At 75.2% G+C, this 24,362-nt stretch carries 23 protein-coding genes; 17 read left to right on the top strand and 6 right to left on the bottom strand.

Annotated features, from left to right (window positions below):
- Positions 1-17 precede the first annotated feature (17 nt).
- The 8 genes from OF117_RS12590 (at position 18) to OF117_RS12555 (ending at position 5,307) form a co-directional block, all read left to right on the top strand.
- On the top strand, positions 18-170 hold the full coding sequence (locus OF117_RS12590; protein ID WP_263553188.1) for a hypothetical protein: 153 nt from the start codon (positions 18-20) through the stop codon (positions 168-170).
- A 147-nt stretch (positions 171-317) separates the two neighbouring features.
- Positions 318-1,415: a metal ABC transporter solute-binding protein, Zn/Mn family gene (locus OF117_RS12585; protein WP_263553187.1), complete on the top strand. Its 1,098-nt coding sequence runs from the start codon at positions 318-320 to the stop codon at positions 1,413-1,415.
- On the top strand, positions 1,412-2,275 hold the full coding sequence (locus OF117_RS12580; protein ID WP_263553186.1) for a metal ABC transporter ATP-binding protein: 864 nt from the start codon (positions 1,412-1,414) through the stop codon (positions 2,273-2,275). The genes OF117_RS12585 and OF117_RS12580 overlap by 4 nt, the downstream gene beginning before the upstream one ends.
- A complete protein-coding gene (locus tag OF117_RS12575; protein ID WP_263553185.1) occupies positions 2,272-3,171 on the top strand; it encodes a metal ABC transporter permease in 900 nt (299 codons plus the stop codon). The genes OF117_RS12580 and OF117_RS12575 overlap by 4 nt, the downstream gene beginning before the upstream one ends.
- 79 nt (positions 3,172-3,250) lie before the next feature.
- A complete protein-coding gene (locus tag OF117_RS12570; protein WP_263553184.1) occupies positions 3,251-3,388 on the top strand; it encodes a hypothetical protein in 138 nt (45 codons plus the stop codon).
- A gap of 214 nt (positions 3,389-3,602) precedes the next feature.
- The gene (locus OF117_RS12565; RefSeq protein WP_263553183.1) at positions 3,603-4,229 is read left to right on the top strand and encodes a TetR/AcrR family transcriptional regulator; all 627 of its coding nucleotides are present in this window, start codon (positions 3,603-3,605) and stop codon (positions 4,227-4,229) included.
- 131 nt (positions 4,230-4,360) lie between these two features.
- The gene (locus OF117_RS12560; protein WP_263553182.1) at positions 4,361-4,786 is read left to right on the top strand and encodes a hypothetical protein; all 426 of its coding nucleotides are present in this window, start codon (positions 4,361-4,363) and stop codon (positions 4,784-4,786) included.
- A 359-nt stretch (positions 4,787-5,145) separates the two neighbouring features.
- Positions 5,146-5,307, top strand: a complete 162-nt coding sequence (locus OF117_RS12555; RefSeq protein ID WP_263553181.1) for a LapA family protein — start codon at positions 5,146-5,148, stop codon at positions 5,305-5,307.
- A gap of 8 nt (positions 5,308-5,315) precedes the next feature.
- On the opposite strand, the gene OF117_RS12550 is transcribed toward OF117_RS12555, so the two are convergent.
- Positions 5,316-7,877, bottom strand: coding sequence for a putative bifunctional diguanylate cyclase/phosphodiesterase (locus OF117_RS12550; protein ID WP_263553180.1), 2,562 nt, complete (start codon positions 7,875-7,877; stop codon positions 5,316-5,318).
- Complete coding sequence (locus OF117_RS12545) at positions 7,861-8,802, bottom strand: phosphate/phosphite/phosphonate ABC transporter substrate-binding protein (RefSeq protein WP_263553179.1); 942 nt, start codon at positions 8,800-8,802, stop codon at positions 7,861-7,863. The genes OF117_RS12550 and OF117_RS12545 overlap by 17 nt, the downstream gene beginning before the upstream one ends.
- A gap of 176 nt (positions 8,803-8,978) precedes the next feature.
- On the opposite strand from OF117_RS12545, the gene OF117_RS12540 reads away from it, so the two are divergent.
- Positions 8,979-10,823, top strand: a complete 1,845-nt coding sequence (locus OF117_RS12540) for an acyl-CoA dehydrogenase (RefSeq protein ID WP_263553178.1) — start codon at positions 8,979-8,981, stop codon at positions 10,821-10,823.
- A gap of 175 nt (positions 10,824-10,998) precedes the next feature.
- The gene (locus OF117_RS12535) at positions 10,999-11,172 is read left to right on the top strand and encodes a hypothetical protein (RefSeq protein WP_263553177.1); all 174 of its coding nucleotides are present in this window, start codon (positions 10,999-11,001) and stop codon (positions 11,170-11,172) included.
- A 63-nt stretch (positions 11,173-11,235) separates the two neighbouring features.
- On the opposite strand, the gene OF117_RS12530 is transcribed toward OF117_RS12535, so the two are convergent.
- Positions 11,236-12,600, bottom strand: coding sequence for an MFS transporter (locus tag OF117_RS12530; protein ID WP_263553176.1), 1,365 nt, complete (start codon positions 12,598-12,600; stop codon positions 11,236-11,238).
- Between the two features lie 161 nt (positions 12,601-12,761).
- Here OF117_RS12530 and OF117_RS12525 point away from each other — a divergent pair, with 161 nt between their 5' ends.
- The 3 genes from OF117_RS12525 to OF117_RS12515 are packed head-to-tail and all read left to right on the top strand — an operon-like array spanning position 12,762 to position 15,344.
- Positions 12,762-13,511, top strand: coding sequence for a 3-hydroxybutyrate dehydrogenase (locus OF117_RS12525; RefSeq protein ID WP_263553175.1), 750 nt, complete (start codon positions 12,762-12,764; stop codon positions 13,509-13,511).
- Between the two features lie 46 nt (positions 13,512-13,557).
- Complete coding sequence (locus OF117_RS12520; protein ID WP_263553174.1) at positions 13,558-14,514, top strand: 3-methyladenine DNA glycosylase; 957 nt, start codon at positions 13,558-13,560, stop codon at positions 14,512-14,514.
- Complete coding sequence (locus OF117_RS12515; protein WP_263553173.1) at positions 14,511-15,344, top strand: tyrosine-protein phosphatase; 834 nt, start codon at positions 14,511-14,513, stop codon at positions 15,342-15,344. The genes OF117_RS12520 and OF117_RS12515 overlap by 4 nt, the downstream gene beginning before the upstream one ends.
- A gap of 18 nt (positions 15,345-15,362) precedes the next feature.
- On the opposite strand, the gene OF117_RS12510 is transcribed toward OF117_RS12515, so the two are convergent.
- The 3 genes from OF117_RS12510 to OF117_RS12500 form a co-directional block, all read right to left on the bottom strand.
- Complete coding sequence (locus OF117_RS12510) at positions 15,363-17,429, bottom strand: sensor domain-containing diguanylate cyclase (protein WP_263553172.1); 2,067 nt, start codon at positions 17,427-17,429, stop codon at positions 15,363-15,365.
- A gap of 262 nt (positions 17,430-17,691) precedes the next feature.
- Positions 17,692-17,835: a hypothetical protein gene (locus OF117_RS12505; protein ID WP_263553171.1), complete on the bottom strand. Its 144-nt coding sequence runs from the start codon at positions 17,833-17,835 to the stop codon at positions 17,692-17,694.
- A 152-nt stretch (positions 17,836-17,987) separates the two neighbouring features.
- Positions 17,988-19,712 carry a phosphoenolpyruvate--protein phosphotransferase gene (locus OF117_RS12500; RefSeq protein ID WP_263553170.1) on the bottom strand — a complete coding sequence of 575 codons (1,725 nt, stop codon included), beginning with the start codon at positions 19,710-19,712 and terminating at the stop codon, positions 17,988-17,990.
- 203 nt (positions 19,713-19,915) lie between these two features.
- Here OF117_RS12500 and OF117_RS12495 point away from each other — a divergent pair, with 203 nt between their 5' ends.
- From OF117_RS12495 to OF117_RS12480, 4 genes are all read left to right on the top strand, one after another.
- On the top strand, positions 19,916-20,683 hold the full coding sequence (locus OF117_RS12495) for a DeoR/GlpR family DNA-binding transcription regulator (RefSeq protein WP_263553169.1): 768 nt from the start codon (positions 19,916-19,918) through the stop codon (positions 20,681-20,683).
- Complete coding sequence (locus tag OF117_RS12490) at positions 20,680-21,705, top strand: 1-phosphofructokinase family hexose kinase (RefSeq protein WP_263553168.1); 1,026 nt, start codon at positions 20,680-20,682, stop codon at positions 21,703-21,705. The genes OF117_RS12495 and OF117_RS12490 overlap by 4 nt, the downstream gene beginning before the upstream one ends.
- Before the next feature lie 28 nt (positions 21,706-21,733).
- Positions 21,734-23,905 carry a fructose-specific PTS transporter subunit EIIC gene (locus OF117_RS12485; RefSeq protein WP_263553167.1) on the top strand — a complete coding sequence of 724 codons (2,172 nt, stop codon included), beginning with the start codon at positions 21,734-21,736 and terminating at the stop codon, positions 23,903-23,905.
- A 94-nt stretch (positions 23,906-23,999) separates the two neighbouring features.
- Positions 24,000-24,260, top strand: a complete 261-nt coding sequence (locus OF117_RS12480; protein WP_263553166.1) for an HPr family phosphocarrier protein — start codon at positions 24,000-24,002, stop codon at positions 24,258-24,260.
- The last annotated feature ends 102 nt before the right edge of the window (positions 24,261-24,362 follow it).

Here is a 24,362-nt window from a genome sequence, read left to right as displayed (position 1 = left end):
ACCCGAGGAGGACCGCCATGACCGAGCCCGAACGGCCGCCCCGCTCACCCGACCGCGCCGAGGGCGACCCGCCCGACGAGAGCGGGCAGACCGGCCGCACACCGAGCCCCGACGATCCGGCCGAGGGCGGGGACGTCGGCGGCGGCGCCGCAGCGGACACGCCCGGCTGACCCGGACACGGGCCGGCGGCACGGGCCGATGGCTCGGGCCGGCGGCACGGGCCGGCGGCACGGGCCGGACGCACCCGGGCGCCCGCGGAGCCCGTCGGCGGGGCATACTGCTACTGACAATCATTGTCATTAGTGGAGGTTCCTGCCGTGCCCCGCGCCGCCGTCCGGCTCGCCGTCCCCGCTCTCGCCGTGGGCCTCGTGACCGGGGCCGCCGGCTGCGCCGCCGACGGTGGTGCGGTCAACCGGGCCGCGACCGCGCCCGGCGACGCGGCCGCGTGCCCCGGTGACGTGGTCGACGTGGTCGTCTCGGTCGCCCAGTGGTCGGACCTGGTCGCGACCGTCGGCGGGGACTGCGCGTCGGTCACGACCGTGCTGACCTCCGGATCGGTCGACCCGCACGAGTTCGAGCCGACGACCGGTGACCTGGCCGCGTTCGGCGGCGCCGACCTGGTCGTGCTCAACGGGGCGGGCTACGACGGCTGGGCCGAGGACGCCGTCACGGCCGTGGACCCGGCCCCCGCCGTCGTGGACGTCGCCGCGGTGGCCGGCCTCGAGCCCCCCGCCGGCAGCGCGGCCGGCGAGGAGCACGAGGCCGGCCAGGAGCACGAGGCCGGCGAGGAGCACGAGGCCGGCCAGGAGCAGGAGGCCGGCCAGGAGCACGGGGCCCGCGCGGCCCGGGAAGCCGGCGCGGACGAACATGCCGGGCACCAGCACGGCGGGGCCGACCCGCACCTGTGGAACGACCCGGTCCTGGTCGAGGAGACCGCCACCGCCGTCGCCGCGGCCCTGACCGAGCTCTCGCCCGGTGCGACGGATTCCTTCGCGGCCGGTGCGCAGGCCTGGACGACGGCGCTCGAGCCGTACCGGGCGGCGCTCGACGAGCTGACGCGGGCCGCTGCGGGCCGCAGCTACGTCGCGACCGAACCCGTCTTCGACCGCACCGCCCGGGCGGTAGGCCTCGCCGACGCCACGCCGGAGGGCTTCCGAGACGCCGTCGCCGGGGGCGGCGAGCCCGCCCCCGCGGACCTGGCGGCGATGCAGGACGCGCTGCAGCGGGCCGACGTGCTCGTGGTGAACGGGCAGACGGCCGGGGCGCTGCCGGAGCAGGTGCGCACGCTCGCCGAGGAGGGTGACGTCCCCGTCGTCGAGGTGACGGAATCGGCTCCTGACGGTGCGGGTTCCTTCGTCGCGTGGCAGACCGACCAGCTCGCCGCCCTCGCCGCCGCGCTCGGCGGGACGCCGTGACGGCGCCGGCCGCGGACTCCCTCACCACGGGCGCTGCTGCCGGCCGCCCGCCGGCCCTGGTGCTGGACGGCGTCGCGGTCGCCCGCGCCGGCCACACCGTCTGGTCGCAGGGCGATCTGACCGTGCCGTCGGGCTCGGTGGTCGGGGTCATCGGTCCGAACGGGGCGGGCAAGACCACGCTGTTCCAGGTGGTGCTGGGCCTGCTGCCGGTGGCGGCCGGCCGGGTCGAGGTGCTCGGAGCACCGCCGAGACGGGGCGACCGGCGAATCGGGTACGTGCCGCAGAACTACACCGCAGCGCTGGGCGACGCCGTCCGCTGCCGCGATCTCGTCGGCCTGGCGCTGACCGGCGCCCGCTTCGGGCTGCGGCGGATGACCCGCGAGCAGCACGCCCGGGTGGACGCCGCGCTGCGCCGGGTGGGCGCCGCCGAGCTGGGTGACCGGCGGATGTCGGAACTGTCCGGCGGCCAGCAGCAGCGCGTCGCGATCGCCCAGGCCATCGTCGACGACGCCGAACTGCTGCTGCTCGACGAGCCGCTGGCCAACCTCGACCTGCGCAACCAGCACGAGGTCGTCGCGCTGCTCGGTGAGCTCCGCCGCGAGCGCGACGTCACCATCATGGTCGTCGCGCACGACCTCAACCCGCTGCTGCCGGTGCTCACCGACGCGCTCTACCTGCTCGACGGCCACCCGCACCACGACCCGATCGGCGAGGTCGTGCAGGAGGACCTGCTCACCCACCTCTACGGCACCCCGGTGCGCGTCGTCCGCACCGCGCAGGGGGACCTGTTCACCCGCGGCGCGCTGCCCGCGCGCGGCACGCCGTCCCCGACCGCGGACCGGCCGGAGCGTGCCTCGTGACCCGGCCGGCCGCGATCGCGGTGCAGCCGGACTGGCTGGAGATCCTGCAGGCGCCGTTCATGCGCAACGCCTTCCTCGGCGGCTCGCTCGTCGCCCTGGCCGCGGGGCTGCTGGGGTTCTTCGTGGTCACCCGGCAGAACGCTTTCGCCGCCCACGCGCTGGCGCACATCGGGTTCCCCGGTGCCACGGGCGCGCTGCTGCTCGGGCTGCCGGTCACCCTGGGCCTGGCCGTCTTCTGCGTCGGCGGAGGCCTGTTGATCGGCCTGTCCGGCGCGCGGGTGGCCGACCGCGAGATCACCACCGGCACGGTCCTGGCCGCGGCCACCGGGCTCGGCGTGCTGTTCGCCTCCCTGGCCGGCGCGACCGCGGGTGCGACGACCTCGGTGCTGTTCGGCAACCTGCTGGCCATCTCGTCGGGGCAGTTGCGCCTGTTCGCGGTCTTCACCGCGCTGGTCGTGCTGGTGCTGGCCTGGATCGCGCGCCCGCTGGCCTTCGCGTCGGTCGACCCGGCCGTGGCCGAGGCCCGGGGCGTGCCGGTGCGCGCGCTGGGAGTCGGCTTCGTCGTGCTGCTCGCGCTCACCATCACGATGGCCGTCCAGGTCGTGGGCACGCTGCTGCTCTTCGCGCTCGTCGTCACCCCGGCGGCCACGGCCCTGCGGCTGACCGCCCGGCCGGGGCGGGTGGCGGCCATCGCCGTCACGCTCGCGCTCGCGTCGGTGTGGCTCGGCCTGGTGCTGTCCGCGGTGCTGCCGCTGCCGCCGAGCGCCTTCGTCGTCGGGATCGCCGTGCTCGCGTGGGCCGTGGTCCTCCTGGTGACCGGTCGAGGACGACGGCGGCGGTGGCGGGCGACCCCGTTCGTCGACGCCCACCACGTTCCCCGGGCCACCGCGACGTGACGAAGGTCTCGCCCTGCCGGACGAGCATCACCGGATCGGGGCTGTTTCTGCTCGTCGGTCGCCGGGCAGGCTGGCCGCCATGGACGACACGCAGCACGAACCCCGGGTGACCGACGACCCCGCGACCGGTCAGGTCGACGAGTCGCGGGCGCCGGACGGCCCGGCCGCGCCGGTCGCCCGGCTGCTGGCCAACCCCCGCCGGGTGCGCCGGGCCTGACCCACCTCGGGGGCGAGCGCCCGAGCGGAGTGGATCCGTCGCGGTCACGCGCACGGATCCACTCCGCCCAGGCGCTACTGGTCACGCTGCGTAGCATCACGAGTACCAAACTTCCCCGACGCCCCGGTCGGCCCGGCCGCCCCTCGTCACCCAGAGCGACGTCCACGGCGTGCCGCGAACCGCTCCGTCACGTTCCTGGTGCACCATCGCGTCCGTGACCGCCGCCCACTCCCTCGCCCCCGCCGACGACGCCTCGGCACCGGTCCGTCGCACCCGTGCCGAGCGGCAGGCGATCGTCCTCGACACCGCGGAGCGGCTGTTCGCCAGCCGCAGCTCGCGCAGCGTCGGCATGGACGAGCTGGTCCGCGAGACCGGCCTGGGCAAGATGACGGTCTACCGCCTCTTCAAGAGCAAGGACGACCTGGTCGGCGCCTACCTGGCGCGCAAGGCCGCCACCGTGCTGGCCTTCATCGACGCGGAGCTGGTGCGCCTGGAGGGTGACCCGCGCGCCGCGCTGCTCTCGGTGGTCGAGGCCGTCGAGCGCGACGTCACGCGCACCGGCTTCCGCGGCTGCCCCTTCACCAACGTGAGCAGCGAGTACGACGACCCCCAGCATCCTGCGCGGAACGCCGCTGCCGACTACAAGTTCGAGCTGCACCTGCGGCTGGAGCGGCTGGCCGAGGAGCTGGTGCCGGGCGGCGGCGAGGACCTCGCGGCCCAGATCCACCTGATCCTCGACGGCATGTACCTCTCGGGCGGTCTGCTCGGGCCCGACGGCCCGGCCGCGCACGGCCGGGCGCTGGCGGAGCGGCTCATCGAGGTCGCCCTCGACCGCGTCTGACCCGCGGACGACACCCGCGGACGACACCCGCGGACGACGACCCGCGGGCGCGCCGCGAGGCGTCCCGGCCCGCCCGCGCTGCCGGTCGCGCCCGCGTCGCGGCCGGTCGCAGTCGACCGCAGGATGGGGCGGTGACGACCGACCGCAGCCGCCCGGACCTCGACGACACCACCGTGGAGGCGCTGGGCAAGCTCTCCGAAGCCCTGGAGACCGTCGAGCAGGCCCGCGGCCAGCTGTACGGGTTCCACCAGCACTCGGGCAAGGCCGACCTGCTCCTGCAGGACGCGGTGGAGCTGTTCCGCGCGGCCGGGCACACCAGGCTGGCCGACGACCTCGATCGCGATCTGGTCGGCCGCAACGTCATCGCCGACCGGTGGACCTTCCAGGTCGTCGAGGACTACGACGCGAGCTATTGGTCGCTGTTCCGGTCGTTCGACGAGCGGGCCCGGACCGAGCTGGCCGGCGGTGACCGGCACGTCTACGAGGCGCGCATGAAGCAGCGCGAGCGGACCAGGGGGCTGCCGGGGCACGAGGCCGGTCCCGGGCTGCCGGACTGACCACGCGGGGCGCGACGACGACGGAACGGTGACCGTTCGGTCACGGAAGATCCATCGGGCTCGCCACGGGTGCGTCCGCGCAGGACACTCGGCGCATGACCAGCCCGGGTTCGCGTCCCTCCGGCCCGAACGCGGCGGGTCCGTCCGGCGGATCCTCCGCACCGCCGTCCGGCGGATCCTCCGCACCGCCGTCCGGCGGGCCCTCCGCACCGCCGTCCGGCGGGCCCTCCGCACCGCCGAAGTCGGCACCGGCGGCCGGCCGGACCGCGTCGCGCGTCGGAAAGCGCAAGGGCGGCCGGGGCCGGGGCGTCGGCCTGACGCTGGCAGCGGCACTGCTGGTCTTCGTCACGGTCCTGCTCGTGCTCTTCGTCATGTTCAACACCCAGACCGTCGCCGTCAGCCTGGTGTTCGGCGACGTCACCGCGCCGCTGGTGCTGGCCCTGGTCATCGCCGCCGTCCTCGGCGGCCTCGTGGTCGGGCTCGCGGGGCTGGCCCTGCGGGGCCGCGGCCGGAAGGACTGAGGCCGCGGTCAGACCGCTCCGCCGACGAGCGCGTCACCGCCCACCCGGTCCGCGTCCAGGAAACCGGTCACCGCCGCCGCCGGCATCGGGCGGGCGATCAGGTACCCCTGGGAGGCGTCGCAGCCGATGCGGTCGAGCGCGGCCAGCTGCTCGGGGGTCTCCACGCCCTCCGCGACCACGGTCAGGGCCATGGTGTGCGAGAGCTCGACGATGGCGCGCACGACCGCGGCGGCCTGCGGATCGGCCGAGAGGTCCTCGAGGAAGGAGCGGTCGATCTTCAGGATGTCGACGGGCAGCCGGCGCAGGTAGTGCAGCGACGAGTAGCCGGTGCCGAAGTCGTCGACGGCGAGGCGCACGCCGAGGGCCCGGAGCCGGCGGGTCGCCTCCACGGAGCCCAGGTCGAGGAAGGCGTTCTCGGTCAGCTCGAGGCGCAGCCGGTCGGGCGCGGTGCCCGTCTCGGTCAGGACGCGCTCGACGTCGTCGGCGAAACCGTCCAGGTGCAGCTGCTGGGCGTCGATGTTCACGGACACCCACGGTCGGCCGGCACCCGCGGCGTCCCACGCGGCCAGGTCGCGGCAGGCGATCTCGAGCATCCGCCGGCCGATCGCCACGACCAGGCCGGTCTCCAGCGCCACCTCGAGGAAGGCGGCCGGGGTCAGCACCCCTCGGGTCGGGTGGTTCCACCGCACCAGGGCCTCGAAGCCGAGCAGCTCCCCGGTGCCCGTCGAGACGACCGGTTGGTAGTACGGCACCAGCTCGTCGCGCTCGAGGGCCTGGCGCAGCTCCTGCTCGGTCTCCAGCCGCGCATCGGCCCGGCGGCGGAGGTCGTCGTCGAACAGCTCCGAGCGGGCCCGGCCGCGCGCCTTCGCCCAGTAGGCGGCGGTGTCGGCGTCCCGCAGCAGGCCCCGGGCGTCGGTCTCGCCGCGCGAGACGGCGATGCCGATGCTCGCCGAGACGTGCACGTCGCGGCCGTCGACGACGACCGGGACGGCGAGCGCGTCCAGGATCCGCCGGGCCAGCAGCGCGGCGCCGTCCTCGTCGCACTCGACCTCCGCGACGACGACGAACTCGTCACCGCCGAAGCGGGCCACCGTGTCGCCCTCCCGGACCCCGCGGCGCAGGCGGGCGGCCACCTCGCGCAGCAGCACGTCGCCGGCGTCGTGCCCGAGGCTGTCGTTGACCACCTTGAAGTGGTCGACGTCGAGCAGCAGGGCGGCCATCGGCGCGCCCGTGCGTCGCGCGTGGGCCAGCGCCCGCTCGAGGGTGTCGAGCAGGTGCGCCCGGTTGGGCAGCTCGGTGAGCGCGTCGTGGTAGGCCATGCGCACCAGGTCGTTCTCCGCCCGCTTGCGCGCGGAGGCGTCGACCAGCTGCACGAAGGTCGCCTGGACACCGCCGTCCTCGTCGCGGTGCAGGGCGACGCTGGCCGTCGTCCAGACGACCTCGCCGTCGCCGCGCACGAAACGCAGCTCGAACGGCGCGGGCGGCGTCCCGCCGTCCAGCAGCGCGGTCGTGCGGGCCTCGTAGGCCGCCCGGTCCTCCGGGTGCACCAGGTCGGGCAGTGGCAGCGCCTGCAGCGAATCGGGGCCGCGGCCGAGCAGCCGGGCCAGGGCCGCGTTGACCGCGACTGGACGGCCGTCGGCCGGGTCGAGGATCGCCATGCCGACGGGTGACCCGTCGAAGGCGCTGGCGAAGCGGGCGTCGGTCTCGCGCAGCAGGCGGGCCAGCGTGCGCGCCATGTCGGTGACGACCGAGCGGTAGGTGTTGAGGGCGTCGCCCAGCCGGCGCGCCTCGGGTCCCCCGCCGTCGGCCGGCACCGGCTCGGGGAGCAGGTCGTCGGTGACGACCCGGCCCTCGCGGACGGCTGCCAGCACGGCGGGCAGGTGCCGGTCGGCGGCCACCCGGGCCGCCCCGGTGATGCGGTGGAGGGCTCGGGTGACGCGCCCGGCGAGCAGGGCCACGGCCGCCACCGCGAGCACCGTGAACAGCAGACCGACGGCGAAGCCGGTGCGCCGGGCCGTGGCCGAGTCGGCCCGAACGCCGGCGAGCGAGTACTCCGCGACGACCAGACCGACCGTGCGGCTGCCGAGGGTCAGGGGCAGCGCGGCGTCGATGTGGTCGGCGCCGCCGTGTGCGGCGTCGCGCAGGAACACCGGCCCGTCCCCGCCGCCGGCCACGCGCTCCAGGAGCGAGTCGTGCACCTCGGGGACGGTGAACCGCCGTTCCTCGCCGGGGGTGCCGTCGGCCAGCAGCACGCCGTCCTCGTCGAGAACGGACACCTCGACGACGCCCTCGTGCCGGCGGACGTCACCGAGGACGTCGTGCAGGCCGGAGACGTCGCCGGCGGCGACCAGGTTGGTCACGCCGGAGTCGAGCAGGAGCAGCATGCCGCGGACGCTCTCCTCGGCGTGCCGCTCCAGGGACGCCACCTGTTGCTCGACCGCCAGGTGGGTGGTGAGGAGACCGGACGGGACGACGACGGCGGCGACGGTCAGCGCGAAGCGGGCCCGCAGCCCGAGCAGGGCGCCCGGACGGCGCCTCCCCGGTCCCGCCGGGTCACGCCGTGCCGGCATCGAGGACCGCCAGCAGCCGCAGGATGGGCTCCAGCCCCTCGGGCGGCAGCACGTCGAAGCGGGCGGTGCCGTCGAACTCCTCGAGGACCGCGCGACCCTCGGCGTCCTCGTGCAGCGCGGTGAGCACCGCGACGACGGCGTCGCGGACCGCCGGGTCGAGGTCGACCCGCGCGACGACGCCGTGCCGGGGGACGGCGATCGTGCGACCGAGGACGACCAGCTCGCCGGCGCGCGACCCCGCGTTCTCGGCGAGGTCCTCCTCGCTCAGCGCCCCGGCGTCGACGAGACCCTGGAGCACCTGGAACACGGTGTTCTCGTCGTCCCCGGAGAAGACGTACCCGACCGTCCCCGGCACCGGCTCGGCGTCGGGGCGCTCCTGCTCCACCATCGGCAGGCCCTGCTCCAGCACGGTGGCGGCCGGGAGGAACCAGCCGTCGGTCGAGGTGTCCTCCTCGAAGGCGACGGTGCGGCCCGCCAGCTGCGCCAGCGAGGTCAGGCCGCTGTCGGCCCGGGCGACGACCACGCTGTGGTACTCGGGCGTGCCGTCCTTCCACCGGCGCAGCAGCGGAGCCGCGGCGCCGTCGGCGACCACCCGGGTGGCGCCGTACATGCTGTCGACGTACAGGTCGACCGCGCCGGTGCGGAGCAGTTCGGCCATCTCCTCGGTCGTGGCGGCCACCGCGACCTCGCCGCCGGTGACACCCGCGTCGGCCAGCTGGGCGGCCACGTGGTCGGCGAAGGGCTGGAAGACCTCGGCCTCCTCCTCCGGGTCGTCGCTGACCGACCCGACGACGAGGGTCGTCCGCGGGCCCTCGGGCGCCCGGGTCGGGGTGGCCGCGGGCTCGTCGGCCCCCGCGGGGGTGCCGCACCCGGCGGAGAGGACGGCCAGTGCGGACACGGCGAGGGCGAGGATCGGTCGCTTCACGTCCGGCGCATCGGCACGGGGGCCGTCGTCCTTGAGGACTCCCTCCCCCGGAGTGGGGTCCGCACCCGGCCCCGCCCCGTCGGTGCGGTGCTGCTTGCCGCCGGCTACTCGCCGGTAATACCGTTTGTTACCCGCTGGTAGCAGCAGCCGGCCGGAGCACGGGGAGCACGCGCAGGATGAGCCACTACACCGCCAACCTCCGGGATCTCGAGTTCAACCTGTTCGAGTTCCTCGACACCAGGGACCGTTTCGGCGCCGGGCCCTTCGCGCAGATGGACGCCGATGCCGCGCGGGGCGTGCTGGCCGAGGTCCGCCGCCTCGCGGAGGGTCCCCTGGCGGAGTCGTTCGCCGACGCCGACCGCAACCCGCCCGTGTTCGACCCGGCCACCTCCTCCGTGACCCTGCCCGCGTCGTTCAAGCGGTCGATGCGGGCGATGACCGACGGCGAGTGGTTCCGGCTGGAACTGCCCGAGGAACTCGGCGGCTTCGGCGCTCCGCACGCCCTGCGCTGGGCCGCCTTCGAGATGGTGCTCGGCGCCAACCCGGCCGCGTACATGTACGGCTCGGGGCCCAACTTCGCCACCACGCTGTGGCACCTGGGCACCCCGGACCAGAAGCGGCTCGCCGAGCTGATGATCGAGAAGGGCTGGGGCGCCACGATGGTGCTCACCGAGCCCGACGCCGGCTCCGACGTGGGCGCCGGCCGTACCAGGGCCGTGCGGCAGCCCGACGGATCGTGGCACCTCACCGGCGTCAAGCGGTTCATCAGCTCGGCCGAGCACGACCTGTCGGACAACATCGTCCACCTGGTGCTGGCCCGGCCCGAGGGTGCCGGTCCGGGGACCAAGGGGCTGTCGATGTTCGTCGTCCCGAAGTTCCACGTCGACCTCGCGACCGGGGAGCTGGGCGAGCGCAACGGCGTCCGCGTCACGAACGTCGAGAGGAAGATGGGCCTGAAGGTGTCGACCACCTGCGAGCTCACCTTCGGCGACGGCCCCGTGCCGGCCACGGGCCGGCTGGTGGGTGAGGTGCACGACGGCATCGCGCAGATGTTCCGGGTTATCGAGCACGCGCGGATGTTCGTCGGCACCAAGGCCATCGCCACGCTGTCGGCCGGCTACCAGGTGGCGCTGGCCTACGCCAAGGAACGGGTGCAGGGCGCCGACCTCACCGCCACGGCGAAGGACGCGCCGCGGGTTCCCATCACCCACCACCCCGACGTCCGCCGCTCGCTGATGCTGCAGAAGGCCTACACCGAGGGCATGCGGGCGCTGTACCTGTACACCGCGACCCTCCGCGACCGGGTGCTCGCGGCCGAGGCGGAGGGCGCCGCCGACGGCGAGGAGGCGCGGCTGGCCGCGCGGGTCAACGACCTGCTGCTGCCGGTGGTCAAGGGTTTCGGCTCCGAGCGGGCGACGCGGCTGCTCGCCGCGGAGTCGCTGCCGACCCTCGGCGGCTCGGGCTACCTGCAGGACTACCCGGTCGAGCAGTACGTCCGCGACTCCACGATCGACACCCTGTACGAGGGCACGACCGCCATCCAGGGCCAGGACTTCTTCTTCCGCAAGATCGTCAAGGACGGCGGGGTCGCGCTGACCTGGCTCGCGGGGCAGGTGCAGGCGACCGTCGAGGCCGAGGGCGGCAACGGACGGCTGAAGGAGGAGCGCGCGCTCCTGGCGGCCGCGCTGTCCGACGTGCAAGGGATGCTGACCGCGATGTTCGGCGCGCTGACCGCCGCCCGGGAAGACGTGACCAGGCTCTACGAGGTCGGCCAGAACACCACCCGGCTGCTGCTGGCCACCGGCGACCTGGTGACCGCGTGGCTGCTGGTCCGCCAGGCCGGGGTGGCGCTCACCGCGCTGGCCGGCGAGGTGTCCGAGCGCGACCGGCACTTCTACGAGGGCAAGCTCGCGGCCGCCCGCTTCTTCTGCACCCAGGTGCTGCCGCGGCTGGCCGCCGAGCGGATGATCGTCGAGACCACCGACAACGCGCTCATGGAGGTCGACGAGGCTGCGTTCTGAGCACGGCGGCGGTGACGCTCCTCGGCACGTGCCCGGCCGAGGGCCGAGCCGCCCGCCGTCGCGCCTCCAGGCATGCCGGGGCGGCGACCTGGGCACGGCTGTTCCGACGATCCGACGAGGCCGCGCAGCGACGCGCGAGCGGGACACCGCGCGGCCGGTGTGCGAGGAGGAGACGATGACCGAGCCGGAGGCGACCGGCTACGAGCAGCCGCCGGACGAGAAGCCGGCCGACGGCGCACCCGGTCGCCGGCCGACGGCGGGCGCGGGCGAGGGCGGGAGCCCGCTCACCACGGACGCCGATGCGCAGCGGGACGACCTGCCGGTGCGGCCCGGCAACGAGGGCGCCTGAGGTCGGGTCCTCCTCCAGGGCGGCCCGTGCACGCTCGCGGGCGCCCTGGAGGAGGCCGGACGGCTACCTCGCGGCGGTCGTGCGCCGCCCGGCCGGCTCGACGGCGTCGTCCGCGGCGAGGTCACGGATCCGCGTCTCACCGTAGGAGAGGACCGCGACGATCGTGATCACCGCGCAGACGGCCAGGTAGATCGACACCCGGCCCGGGCTCGGGTCGGAGTAGCTACCGACCAGGGCGAGCGCGATCAGGGGGGCCGGGGCGCCCGCGACCACGGAGGCGAGCTGGGCGCCGATGGAGACCCCGGTGTAGCGGGCCTTGGTGCCGAACAGCTCGGCGAAGAAGGCCGCCTGCGGGCCGTACATCGCGCCGTGGAACAGGAAGCCGACCACGATGCCCGCGAACGTGAGCCAGAACGCACCGCTCTCGTACAGCTCGAACAGGACGAAGCCCCACACGCCGATGCCGGCGGCGCCGAGGAGGTAGACCGGGCGTCGGCCGACGCGGTCGGACAGCGCGCCCCAGGCCGGGATCGTCACGAGGTGCACCGCCGAGGCGATGAGCAGCGCGTTCAGCGCGAAGGAGTTGTCGTAGCCCAGCGCCTGGGTGAGGTAGGCCGTGGAGAAGGCGGTGAGGATGTAGAAGGACACGTTCTCCGCGATCCGGGCGCCCATGGCGACGAGCACCTCGCGCTTGTACCGCTTGAGCACGGTGAGGATGGGCGCCTGCTCGGCCGCCCCGGACTCGGCGGCCGCGGCCTCGGCCTTGCGCTGCGCCTCCACGAACACCGGCGACTCGCTCACCGCCAGCCGCACCCACAGGCCGACCAGGATGAGCACGGCGGACAGCAGGAACGGGATCCGCCAGCCCCAGGCCTCGAAGGCCTCGTCGGACTGGACGACGGCCAGCAGCGCCAGGACCCCGGTGGCGAGCAACTGCCCGGCGGGTGCGCCCGCCTGCGGCCAGGAGGCCCAGAAACCGCGGTGCTGCGGTTTGCCGTGCTCGGAGACGATGAGCACCGCGCCGCCCCACTCACCGCCCAGCGCGAAGCCCTGGACGAGCCGGAGCAGCACCAGGAGGACGGGCGCCAGGACGCCGATCGTGGCGTAGGTCGGCAGCAGGCCGATCGCGAAGGTGGCGCCGCCCATCATCAGCAGCGAGATCACCAGCAGCTTCTTGCGCCCGACCCGGTCGCCGAAGTGCCCGAAGACGAGAGCACCGATCGGGCGGGCGGCGAAGCCGATCGCGTACGTGGCGAAGGCCGCGAGCGTCCCGGCGAAGTCGGATTGCTCGGGGAAGAACAGCCGGTTGAACACGAGCGCGGCGGCCGAGCCGTAGAGGAAGAAGTCGTACCACTCGACGGTGGTACCGACGATGCTCGCGCCGACGACGCGGCCGAAGCGCGTGCCGGAGGCAGCGGGGGCGGACATCCGGGGGTTCTCCTCGTCGAGGTCGGTGGTGGGCAGCCGCTCTGCCCCCGTGCACGGTAAGGAGGTTCGGCGCCGGCCACCACGCGACGACCGGCCCGGGCGCAGGCCGGAGCCGTGGAGGGCGGCCGCGGCATGCGGCCGCCGTCCCCTACCGTGCTGCCATGGCGATCGATCTGGCAGGACGGCGCGCGCTGGTCACCGGCGGCGCGTCGGGCATCGGACGGGCCTGCGCGCAGGCGCTGGCGGGGGCGGGGGCGGCGGTCGTCGTCCTGGACCGGGACGCCGAGGGCGCCGCGGCCGTGGCCGAGAAGATCGGCGGCACCGCCGTCGCGGTGGACCTCACCGACCTCGACGCCATCGACGCGCTCGACCTCGACGTCGACGTCCTGGTCAACAACGCCGGCCTGCAGCACGTCGCCCCGCTGCACGAGTTCCCGGTCGACCGCTTCTCGCTCATCCTGACGCTGATGCTGGAGGCACCCTTCCGGCTCGTCCGGGGTGCCCTGCCGCACATGTACGAGCGCGGCTGGGGCCGCATCGTGCACGTCAGCTCCGTGCACGGCCTGCGCGCCTCGCCGTACAAGGCCGCCTACGTCACCGCCAAGCACGGCCTGGAGGGCCTGTCGAAGGTCATCGCCCTGGAGGGCGCCGAGCACGGCGTCACGTCGACCTGCGTCAACCCCGCCTACGTGCGGACGCCGCTGGTGGAGGGCCAGATCGCCGACCAGGCCCGGACGCACGGGATGAGCGAGGACCAGGTCGTCGAGCGGATCATGCTCGCGCCGGCCGCGGTCAAGCGGCTGATCGAGCCGGAGGAGGTCGCCGACGCGGTGCTGTGGCTGTGCTCGCCGGCGGCCACCTCGGTCACCGGTAGCTCCCTGGTGATGGACGGCGGGTGGTCCGCCCACTGATCGCTCCGGCCGCTGCGCCGGGCGCACGCCGCCCTACCCTGGGCCGGTGATCGCGGTCGTCGTCCCCTCCCCCGTGGCGCTGGCCGAGGGCGAGTGGCGGGCCCGGGCCGCGGCCCACCGGGAGCGGATCGACGTCTGGGTGGCGCCGCACCTGGCCCGGCGCCGGCGCGGCCAGGCGCACCCGGTGCTCGACTTCCTGTTCACCTACTACACCGAGCCACCGGGCCGGCTGCGCCGCTGGCACCCCGGAGCGGGAGTCGCGCTGGCCGGCCCGGGCGCCCGCGAGCGGCTCGCCTGGCCGCACCACGGCGAGGTGGCGGCGGTCGACGCCGACGGGCGCACGGTGCCCGCCGTCGGCATCGACGTCCCCGCCTTCCTCGCCCGCCGGCGCGAGACCGTCGTCCGGATCGCCGACCTGCTGGGCGCCACCGCCGGCCGGCCGGCGCACTTCGGCTGCTTCGGTCTCCACGAGTGGGCGATGGTCTACCGGCCCGAGCGCGGCGAGGTGCGCCACGACCTGCCGCTGCGGCTCGGGCAGGCGGGCACCGACGCCGTGGTCGACGCGCACCGCGTGCGCTGCAGCCACCACGACGCCTACCGCTTCTTCAGCCGGCGGGCGACGCCGCTGAACGCCCTGCGCCCGACCCGGCAGAGCCAGCGCGACCTCGAGCAGCCCGGCTGCCTGCACGCGGGCATGGACCTGTTCAAGTGGGCCGGCAAGCTCGCCCCCGCCGTCCCCGGCGAGCTGCTGGCCGACTGCCTCGACCTGGCGGGCGAGATCCGGGTGCTGGACATGCGGGCCTCGCCCTACGACCTGGCCGACCTCGGCCACCCGCCGGTGCGCATCGAGACACCGCAGGGCAAGGCGGAGTACGTGGCGGCGCAGCGCCGGTTCAGCGAGCGCGCCGCCGCCCTCCGCGCCCGGCTGCTCGCCGTCTGCACCCTGCTGCTCGACGCCGACGTCGCCTGGTCACCATCCCGGCGTCGTACCGTCGGACGGTGACTTCGACGCGCACCGACCGCTGGGTGCGGCTGGCCGGCACGACCAACACCCGCGACCTCGGCGGGTTGCCCACGACCGACGGCGGTCGCACGGTGCCGGGCCGCATCCTCCGCAGCGACAACCTGCAGACCCTCACGGACGACGACGTCCGGCGGCTGGTCGACGAGGTCGGCGTGCGGGAGGTGGTCGACCTGCGCACCACGGCGGAGATCCTGCTGGAGGGCCGCGGGCCGCTGCGCCGACGCCCCGAGGTGCTGCACCGGCACTTCACCCTGCTGCCCGAGCGGGGGCACCGCACCGACGTCTTCGCCGTCGAGGAGGACGACCCGCTGGACGACCTTCCCGCCGACTGGGTCGAGTCGGTGCTCCCCCGGCAGGTCGCCGCGCACGACGAGCACGAGCACCCCGCGGTCCGCGCCTACCTGGGCTACCTCGGCGACCGCGCCGACGCGGTGGTCGCCGCCCTGCGTGCGCTGTCCACCGGCGGCAACGGGGCGACCGTCGTGCACTGCGCGGCGGGCAAGGACCGCACGGGGGTGGTCGTCGCCCTGGCGTTGGCGGTCGCCGGCGTGCCGCAGGAGGAGATCGTCACCGACTACGCGCTCACCGCGGACGTGATCCACGAGCTGGTGGCCAAGCTGGCCGCCTCGCCGACCTACGCCGAGGACATGGAGCGGCGCGACGTCGACAGCCACACGCCGCGGGCCGCGAGCATGGCACGCCTGCTGGCCCTCCTCGACGAGCGGCACGGCGGGCCGCTGGGCTGGCTGGAGGCGCACGGCTTCGGCGCCCGCGACCGGCGGGCGTTGCGCGCGCGGCTGCGCGACTGATCCCGAGGGCCCGCCCGGTCAGTCGGCCGGTCGGTCGGCGGGTGCGGCGGGCGTGCGGTTGCGTTGCTTGTCGCGGTACATCGCCGCGTCGGCCTCGCGGAGCAGCTGCTCGGCCGACCGGTCGCCACCGGACCCGTGGACGGCGACACCGACGCTGGTGCCCACCGTGACGTCGGTGCCCTCCAGCCGGAACGCCTCGTCGAAGCAGCCGGTGACCCGGCGCACGAGGCCTTCGACGTCGGTCGGCTCCACCAGGCCGGGCAGGATGATGGCGAACTCGTCGCCGCTGAGCCGGCCGACGGTGTCCCCGGGACGGACGGCGGCCCGCAGCCGCGCGGCGACCTGGCGCAGCAGCTCGTCCCCGGCGGCGTGCCCGAGGCTGTCGTTGACCTCCTTGAACAGGTCCAGGTCGCAGAAGAACACGGCCAGGTGCGCGTCGGGTCCGGCCTGCTCCACCGCGCGCTCGAGCCGCTCGACGAACAGGACGCGGTTGGGCAGACCGGTCAGCGGGTCGTGCAGGGCCTGGTGGCGCACCGTCTCCAGCAGCCGGGCCTTCTGCAGCGCCGTCGAGGCCTGGTCGGCCACGCCGAGCAGCCGGGCCAGCACGTCCCCGCCGAGCGAGGCCGGCGCCTCGCCGCCCTCCCAGCCCACCGTGGCGACGCCGAGGAACGCGCCGCCCGCCTGCAGCGGCACCGCAACCAGGTCCGCGGTCCCGATGGCCCGCAGCAGCCCCTGGATGACCGGGCTGCTGGTCTCGGCCTCCAGGATGCGCGGCGCCCGGTCGGTGAGCATGCCGACCAGTTCCGGTGCGTCCTCGGCGCGGATCGGGCTGCGCGCGAGCAGGGCCACGGCCCGGTCGTCGAGGCCGGAGTTGGCCCGCGACCGCAGCGACGCCGACGAGGCGTCCCACAGCAGGATGCCGGCCCGCCGGCAGCCGACGATGCGCGGCAGCGCGTCGGAGACGACGGCGCACACCGCGGCCTCGTCGACGGCGGCCGCCAGTTCGTGCGCCAGCGACAGCAGCGCGCCGGCGCGCTGGGCCTCCTGGCGGGCCTCCTCCAGGGCGATGAGCAGGTCGAGCGCGGCCGCCGCGTGCCCCGCGTAGGCCGACAGCATCGACGCCTCGTCACCCATCGCGCCGTCACCGGGCCGGTACAGCGCGGCCAGCCGGCCGTGCGCCCGGCGCGCCGAGGCCACGTCCACGACGACGGCGCCGGGGCCCAGGTCGCCGCCGTCGAGCAGGGTGGCTGCCAGGCGCGGCACCTCCTCCTCCGGCAGGCCCGCGCTGTGCACCAGCGGCGGCCCGCCGTCCGGCGCGGACACCGCCAGCAGGTACGCCGGCGCGAGCACGGCCTGCGCGGCGCGCTCGACGATGCGCCGGAGCACGGTGCCGAGGTCGTCGCTGGCCACCAGGTCGGTGGCCGCGGACTGCAGGGTCTGCAGCTGGCCGCGCAGCGCCGTCAGCTCGGGGTCGACGGCCGGCCGGTCGCGGCGGCGGCGCGGCAGCCGGGTCCGCCGCTCCCAGGTCAGCCGGTAGGTGCAGGCGGGCGCACCGTCGGACTCGCACTCGTCGTGCTCGATGCGCGCCGGCGCGAGCCCGAACACGACCGGCACCGTGCTGATCAGGCCCTGGGCGTAGATGCAGTCCAGCCGCGAGTGCTCGTACCCCTCGTGCAGCCGGTAGCGGATGACCGCCGACGTCGGACCGACGTCGAGGATCTCCATGGTCGAGGTGGTGCTGAACTTGGTCACCGCGCGGGGCAGCTGCCGGAACACCTGGCGGGGACTGCCCATCGCGCGCAGCAGGATGACCAGCGAGTGGGCCAGGCCGCTCTCCAGGGCAGCCGCTCCCACCCGGAACATCGTGTCGGGGGAGCCGAGCACCTCGGTCGCCGCGGTGAACAGCCGGATGCGGGTGTCGTAGCTCCACCAGCGGGACTGGTCGTCGAGCTCCTCGGGCGTCCAGGGCACGCCGGCGCGGGCGAGCACCGCGGCGACCGCCTCGTCACCGCCCTGGCCGCGCACGTACCGCAGGAGGACGCCGGTGGTCGCCCCCGACGTCTCCCTCGCCTCCGCCGCGATCACGGCGCCCCTCCCCTGCGCACGGCAGGGGCATCGGCACGGGCACCGGAACCGTTGAGCCCGGTGACCCGTCGGGGGGAACCCGTCCCCATGGAGCCACACCGTGCACGCACGGCTACAGCATGACAGCTCTGCGCAGCCAAGAGCAGGGCCGGAGGCCCCTGGCACACCCCTTCCGGTCGGGTCGGGCCCGGAGGCCGCCGCCCAGCGAGCGACCCCGGTCCTCCGGATGGACCGGGGTCGCGTCGGGGTGGGGGGTCCTCCGTCAGCGGAGGGGCGTGCTGTTGGCGAGCGTCAGGAGCTCGTCGCGCATCGCCGGGCTGCTGCTGCGCGCCAGGGCCGCCGCGAGGGCCCGCCGGGTCCGCGCCTGCTGCCGCCGCCGCCGCCAGCTGGCCGTCACGTTGCTCATCTCGAGTCCTTCCTCCGGTGCGTGTGCAATGACCGACGCCTGTAGTAACACAGGCGCACATGCATCTATGTCCGAAGGATCCGAGGAGGAATTGAGACTTCGCCTACACTTCGTCACCACATGAGGTGACCGGGGACGCTGCGCCCGGCCGCTCAGCGGCCGGTCAGGACCGCCCGCACGGCCGCGCGCGCCGACTGGGCGTCCTCCGCGGCCAGGGCCGCCGCGGCCGCCTCCCGACAGGTGGCCAGGTCGACCGTGCCCAGCCGGGAGCCGACCCCCGCGACGGCCGAGGCCGCGCACGACAGCGAGGTGATGCCCAGCCCCACCAGCACGCAGGCCAGCAGCGGGTCGGCCGCGGCCTCGCCGCAGACCCCGACCGGCTTGCCGGCCCGCTCGCCCGCTTCGGCGGTCATGCGCACGAGCAGCAGCAGGGCCGGCTGCCACGGGTCGGTGAGGTCGGCGAGGTCGCCGGAGAGCCGGTCGGCGGCCAGGGTGTACTGCGAGAGGTCGTTGGTGCCGATCGACAGGAAGTCGACGTGCTCCAGCAGCCGGTCGGCGTGCAGCGCGGCCGACGGCACCTCGATCATCACGCCGGGCACGAGGCCCCGCGCGCGCACCCGTGCGGCGAAGTCCGCCGCCTCGCTCGCGGTGGCGACCATCGGCGCCATCACCCACGGGGTCGACGCGGTCCGGCGCGCCGCCTCGGCGACGGCGTCGAGCTGCCGGTCGAGCAGGCCGGGGTTGTTCCGGGCGATGCGCAGGCCGCGCACCCCGAGCGCCGGGTTGGCCTCGTCGGGCAGGGTGGCGAAGGCCAGCGGCTTGTCCGAGCCGGCGTCCAGGGTGCGCAGCACCACCTTGCGGCCGGCGAACGCCTCGAAGACGTCCGCGTAGCCCGCCGCCTGCTCCTCGATCGACGGCTCGGTCCCGTGCCCGAGGAAGGCCAGCTCCGTGCGCAGCAGGCCGACGCCCTCCGCGTGCGCGGCCACCGCTGCCCGCGCGCCGGCACCGTCCTGGACGTTGGCCAGCACCTGGACGGCATGGCCGTCCTTGGTCGTCGCCGGACCGGCGTAACCGGCCAGCGCCTCGGCAGCCACCCGGGCGGCCTCCACCCGGGCACGCGCCTCGACCGGGTCCGGCTCGACGGTCACGGTGCCCTGTTCGCCGTCCAGCAGCACGGTCACGCCGGCGGGGACGTCGTCGAGCCCGCCGACGGCCACGACGCAGGGCAGGCCGAGCTGCCGGGCGATGATCGCGGTGTGGCTGGTCGTGCCGCCCAGCCGGGTGGCCAGCCCGATGACGCGGGTCGGGTCGAGCCCGGCCGTGTCGGCCGGCGCCAGGTCCTCGGCCAGCAGCACGGAAGGAATCTCGGGGCGGGGCACGCCCGGCTCGCCCTGGCCGGTGAGTTCGGCCACGATGCGGTCGCGGACATCGCGGACGTCGGTGGCCCGCTCGGCCATCAGCCCACCCAGGGCGGTGAACATGTCCACGAACTGCTGGGCCGCCTCGACCGCGGCCACGGCGGCGGGGGTGCCGCCGTCGATGCGCTGCTCCACGGCCGAGAGCAGCCCGCGGTCGCGCGCCAGGCCCGCCGTCGTGGAGAGCACCTCGGCGCTCACCCCGGTGGCGCCGGCCGCGCGCTCGGCCAACCGGCCGGCGACCAGTTCCGCGGCCGCGACGAAGCGCTGCTTCTCGGCGGGGCGGTCGGCCTCGGCGACGGGAGCGGCGCCGGGCTCGGGCAGCCGGACGGCGCCCGAGGGCCGCACGACCGGTCCGACCGCCACGCCCGGGACGACGGGCGTACCGGTCAGCACCATCGGCGCGGAGGCGGCGGTGGGGAGCGCGGTGCCGGTGCTGGTGGACCCGGTGGTGACGGACATGGCGGACCTTCCTGGGGGAGCCGGGCGGGGGACGGGCGGCGACGAAGTGGTGGCGGTGGTGGCGGTGCGGGACGTCTCGTGATGAGCATCACGAGAAGGTGTTGACTTGTCAACCCGTTCGGGCGTAGAACAACACCAACACAGATGCCAAGCCACATGATCGGACATCGGATGTGGCTGGGACCACGACGACGGAGGTGACGATGTACGCGGAGGAGCGACAGCACGCGATCACCACGCTCGTCGCCGAGCGCGGCCGCGTTTCGGTGGCCGCGCTGGCCGAGCAGTTCGGCGTCACGACCGAGACCGTCCGACGCGACCTCGACGTCCTGGAGCGGGGCGGGCAGGTGCGTCGCGTGCACGGCGGCGCGGTACCCGCGGGCGCCCTCACCCCCGTCGAGACCGGGCTGAGCGAGCGCCACGGGACCCGCTCCGAGCAGAAGCGCAAGATCGCCGTGGCCGCCCTCGACCTGCTGCCCGGCACGGACGGCAGCGTGCTGCTCGACGGCGGCAGCACCACCGCCGCCCTCGCCGACGTCCTGCCGACCGACCGGCGGCTGTACGTCGCCACCAACTCCGTCCCGATCGCCGCCCGCGTGTCGGCCAACCCCGGCGCCACGCTGCACGTGCTCGGCGGCCGGGTGCGGGGCATCACCCAGACCGCGGTCGGCGACTCGACCATCCGCGCCCTCGACGACCTCCGCCTCGACGTCGTCTTCCTCGGCGCGAACGGCGTCAGCCCCGGGCACGGGTTCTCCACCCCGGACGAGACCGAGGCCGCCACCAAGAGGGCCATGGCCCGCGCCGCCCACCGGGTCGTCGTGCTCGCCGACAGCAGCAAGCTCGGCCGCGAGCACCTCGTCCGCTTCGCCGCCGTCGAGGACGTCGACGTGCTGGTCACCGACGCCGGCGCCGATCCCGGTGTGCTCGGCGAACTGGAATCCCGGGAGATCGAGGTAGTGATCGCATGAGCACCGCACCAGCCGGCCGGGTCGTCACCCTGACCGCCAACCCGAGCCTGGACCGCACGCTGGTCCTGCCCGGCCCCCTCGCCCGCGGCACCGTGGTTCGGCTCGGCCCGAGCTCCACCGAGCCGGGCGGCAAGGGGGTCAACGTGGCCCGCGCGGTGGCCGCGGCCGGCGCCGACGTCGTGTCGGTCCTGCCCGCCGCCGACACCGACCCGATCGTCACGCTGCTGCACGCGCTGGGCCTCGAGCTGGCCACCGTCCCGGTCGGTGCCGCCGTCCGCACCAACTACACCCTCACCGAACCCGACGGCACGACGACGAAGTTGAACGAGCCCGGCGCCTTCCTGGACGACGCCGTGCGCGCGAGCCTGACCGAGGCGCTGCACCGGCACGCCACCGACGCCCGCTGGGTCGTGCTGTCCGGCTCGCTGCCGCCGGGCGCCCCGGTCGACTGGTACGCCGCGCTGGTGCGCTCGCTGCGCGACACCTCCGTCCGGGTGGCCGTCGACACCTCCGAGGCGCCGCTGCTGGCCCTGCTCGCCGCCGGTCCCGACGCCGCGCCCGACCTGCTCAAGCCGAACGCCGAGGAGCTGGCCCAGCTGACCGGCGTGCCCGAGGCCGAGCTGACCGGCGATCCGGCCGCGCTCGCGGCCGCCGTCGGCCGGCTGCACGAGCAGGGCGTCGCCGAGGTGCTGCTCACCCTCGGCGCCGACGGTGCGGTGCTGTCGACCTCCGACGGCGAGCTGTGGTCGGCCCACCCGCCGGAGATCGCCGTCCGCAGCACGGTCGGCGCCGGCGACTGCAGCCTCGCCGGCTACGTCCTGGCCGACCTGGCCGGCGCCCCGCCGGCCGAGCGGCTGCGCACCGCCGTGGCCTACGGAGCGGCCAGCGCGTCGCTCCCCGGTTCCGCCGTCCCCACCCCGGCCCAGGTGGACGGAGCAGCAGTACGGGTCACCGCCGGAGTTGCCGGCACCAGCACCGCCAGCACCGTCCCCGTCCCGGCCGCCGGCCGCGACTCCCGCTGACGACTGTCAGCCGTTCCCGGAGAGGTCCATGCCCGAACTGATCACCCCCGAGCTGGTCGCCCTCGACGCCGACCTCGGCGTCGACAAGAACGCGGTCGTGCACCGGCTCGCCGGCCTGGTCGCCGGCGCCGGCCGGGCCACGACGGCCGACGCCCTGCACGGCGACGCCATGGCCCGCGAGGCCCAGGCGGCGACCGGCCTGCCCGGCGGGATCGCCATCCCGCACTGCCGGTCCGGCGCGGTCACCCAGGCCTCGCTGGCCTTCGCCCGGCTCTCGCCGAAGGTCGACTTCGGCGCACCCGACGGTCCGGCGGACCTGGTCTTCCTCATCGCCGCACCGGAACACGGCGACGCCGACCACCTGACCCTGCTGACCGCTCTGGCCCGCGCGCTGGTCCGGCCGGACTTCGTCGCGTCGCTGCGCGCGGCGTCATCGGCGGACGAGGTGGTGGCGCTGGTGCAGGAGGTCGTCTCCCCCGCTCCGGCCCCGGCCACCGCGGCGGCCGGCACCTCGTCCGCGAGCACCGCCGGCGGCACCTCGTCGGCTGCTGCCGCGGGCACGTCGTCCGCGACCGCCACGGCTCCGGCGGCTGCCGGCTCCGCCGCCGACGGGCGAAAGCGGAGCCTGGTCGTGGTCAGCGCCTGCCCGACCGGGATCGCGCACACCTACATGGCCGCCGACAAGCTCACCGCGGCCGGTCAGGCCGCCGGGGTCGACGTGCACGTGGAGACCCAGGGCTCCTCCGGCTCCACGCCGTTGTCCGCGGACGTCATCCGCGGTGCCGACGCGGTCATCTTCGCCGTCGACGTCGGCGTCAAGGACCGGGACCGGTTCGCCGGCAAGCCGCTGGTGCAGTCCGGCACCAAGCGGGCCATCAACGAGCCCGACGCGATGGTCCGCGAGGCGCTGGCCGCCGCGGACGACCCGAACGCGCGCCGGGTGCCCGGCGGCGCCGCCGCCGCAGAGGCCCCCGCCGCGGCGGCCGGGAGCCGGCCGGGCACCGCCACCGAGATCCGGCGCTGGCTGCTCACCGGCGTGAGCTACATGATCCCGTTCGTGGCCGCGGGCGGCCTGCTCATCGCCCTGGGCTTCCTGTTCGGCGGGTACCAGATCGTCAACAGCAACCCCGACGTCGAGGGCCAGAGCTACGCGCTCAGCTGGGCGCTCAACAACACGTTCTTCAACCTGCCGAGCGCCCCGGGCATCGAGGGCCTCAACGACGGGTTCTGGGGCTACCTCGGCGCGGTCTGCACGGTCCTCGGCCAGGCGGCCTTCGGCTTCCTGGTGCCGGCGCTGGCCGGCTACATCGCCTACGCGATCGCCGACCGGCCGGGCATCGTCCCCGGCTTCGTCGTCGGCGCCGTGTCCGTGACCGTGGGCGCCGGCTTCATCGGCGGCCTGGTCGGCGGCATCATCGCCGGCTTCGCCGCGCTGTGGATCAGCCGCTGGAAGCTGCCCACCGGCGTCCGGGGGCTGCAGCCGGTCGTGATCATCCCGCTGCTGGCCACGCTCATCTCCAGCGGCCTCATGGCCGTCGTCCTCGGCCGCCCGCTGGCCGCTGCGCTCACCGGTCTCGGCAACTGGCTCAACGGCCTGACCGGCACCTCCGCGATCCTGCTCGGGATCATCCTCGGCCTGATGATGTGCTTCGACCTCGGCGGCCCGGTGAACAAGGCGGCCTACGTCTTCGCCACCACCGGGCTCGCCGCCGGGTCCGGCGCCCCGCTGGTGATCATGGCCACGGTCATGGCCGCCGGCATGGTCCCCCCGCTGGCGATGGCGCTCAGCACCGTCATCCGGCCCAAGCTGTACACCCCGGCCGAGCGGGACAACGGCAAGGCGGCCTGGCTGCTGGGCCTGTCGTTCATCTCCGAGGGCGCCATCCCGTTCGCCGCGGCAGACCCGCTGCGGGTGATCCCGTCGATGATGCTGGGCGGCGCGACCACCGGCGCCATCGTGGCGGCGTCCGGCATCGAGCTGCGGGCCCCGCACGGCGGCGTGTTCGTCTTCTTCGCGATCAGCAACTTCCTGCTGTTCCTGCTGGCCATCGCGATCGGCATGGTGGTGGGCGCCCTGGCGGTCACCGTCGCGAAGAGCATCAGCCGGCCGAAGGCCGAGGACGTCCCCGAGGACGCCGTCGACCTGGAGCACGCGCACGCCGCGACCGGCGTGCACACGGCTCGCCCGGTGACCACCTGAAAAGGGCAGCCCTGCCCTCCGCCACTCGCACGCTCGCGGCGGGACCCTGCAAGGCTGCCCTTCCAGCCCCACGACGTCGAGGAAAGAGGAACGCATGCCCAGTCAGACAGTCAACGTCGGGTCGCGGGTCGGGCTGCACGCCCGCCCGGCCGCACTGATCGCCGAGGCCGTCGGCAAGGCCGGCGTGCCGGTCACCCTGGCGACCCCGGGCGGCATGCCCGTCGACGCCGGCAGCCCCCTGATGATCATGACACTCGGCGCCAAGCAGGGCGCGGAGGTGGTCGTCGAGAGCGAGGACCCGGAGGTCCTCGACCGGATCGCCGGCATGGTGGCCCAGGACCTCGACGCCGAGTAGAAGGACCCCCTCCTCCCCACCCCTCGCCCGCTCGGGGCGGGACCCGGGAGGGGGCCACCTCCTCCCCACCCCTCGCCCGCTCGGGGCGGGACCCGGGAGGGG

This window comes from Geodermatophilus sp. YIM 151500, from assembly GCF_025716945.1.
GTDB lineage: Bacteria > Actinomycetota > Actinomycetes > Mycobacteriales > Geodermatophilaceae > YIM-151500.
Note: the sequence above shows the minus strand (reverse complement) of the source record. Positions and strands in the feature narration are given on the sequence as shown.

Excerpts from the sequence above, each read along its gene's own strand:
- OF117_RS12590 (WP_263553188.1), top strand. The coding sequence starts at position 18 with ATGACCGAGCCCGAACGGCCGCCCCGCTCACCCGACCGCGCCGAGGGC.
- OF117_RS12570 (WP_263553184.1), top strand. The coding sequence starts at position 3,251 with ATGGACGACACGCAGCACGAACCCCGGGTGACCGACGACCCCGCGACC.
- OF117_RS12550 (WP_263553180.1), bottom strand. The coding sequence starts at position 7,877 with ATGCCGGCACGGCGTGACCCGGCGGGACCGGGGAGGCGCCGTCCGGGC.
- OF117_RS12540 (WP_263553178.1), top strand. The coding sequence starts at position 8,979 with ATGAGCCACTACACCGCCAACCTCCGGGATCTCGAGTTCAACCTGTTC.
- OF117_RS12535 (WP_263553177.1), top strand. The coding sequence starts at position 10,999 with ATGACCGAGCCGGAGGCGACCGGCTACGAGCAGCCGCCGGACGAGAAG.
- OF117_RS12530 (WP_263553176.1), bottom strand. The coding sequence starts at position 12,600 with ATGTCCGCCCCCGCTGCCTCCGGCACGCGCTTCGGCCGCGTCGTCGGC.
- OF117_RS12525 (WP_263553175.1), top strand. The coding sequence starts at position 12,762 with ATGGCGATCGATCTGGCAGGACGGCGCGCGCTGGTCACCGGCGGCGCG.
- OF117_RS12505 (WP_263553171.1), bottom strand. The coding sequence starts at position 17,835 with ATGAGCAACGTGACGGCCAGCTGGCGGCGGCGGCGGCAGCAGGCGCGG.
- OF117_RS12500 (WP_263553170.1), bottom strand. The coding sequence starts at position 19,712 with ATGTCCGTCACCACCGGGTCCACCAGCACCGGCACCGCGCTCCCCACC.
- OF117_RS12495 (WP_263553169.1), top strand. The coding sequence starts at position 19,916 with ATGTACGCGGAGGAGCGACAGCACGCGATCACCACGCTCGTCGCCGAG.
- OF117_RS12490 (WP_263553168.1), top strand. The coding sequence starts at position 20,680 with ATGAGCACCGCACCAGCCGGCCGGGTCGTCACCCTGACCGCCAACCCG.
- OF117_RS12485 (WP_263553167.1), top strand. The coding sequence starts at position 21,734 with ATGCCCGAACTGATCACCCCCGAGCTGGTCGCCCTCGACGCCGACCTC.
- OF117_RS12480 (WP_263553166.1), top strand. The coding sequence starts at position 24,000 with ATGCCCAGTCAGACAGTCAACGTCGGGTCGCGGGTCGGGCTGCACGCC.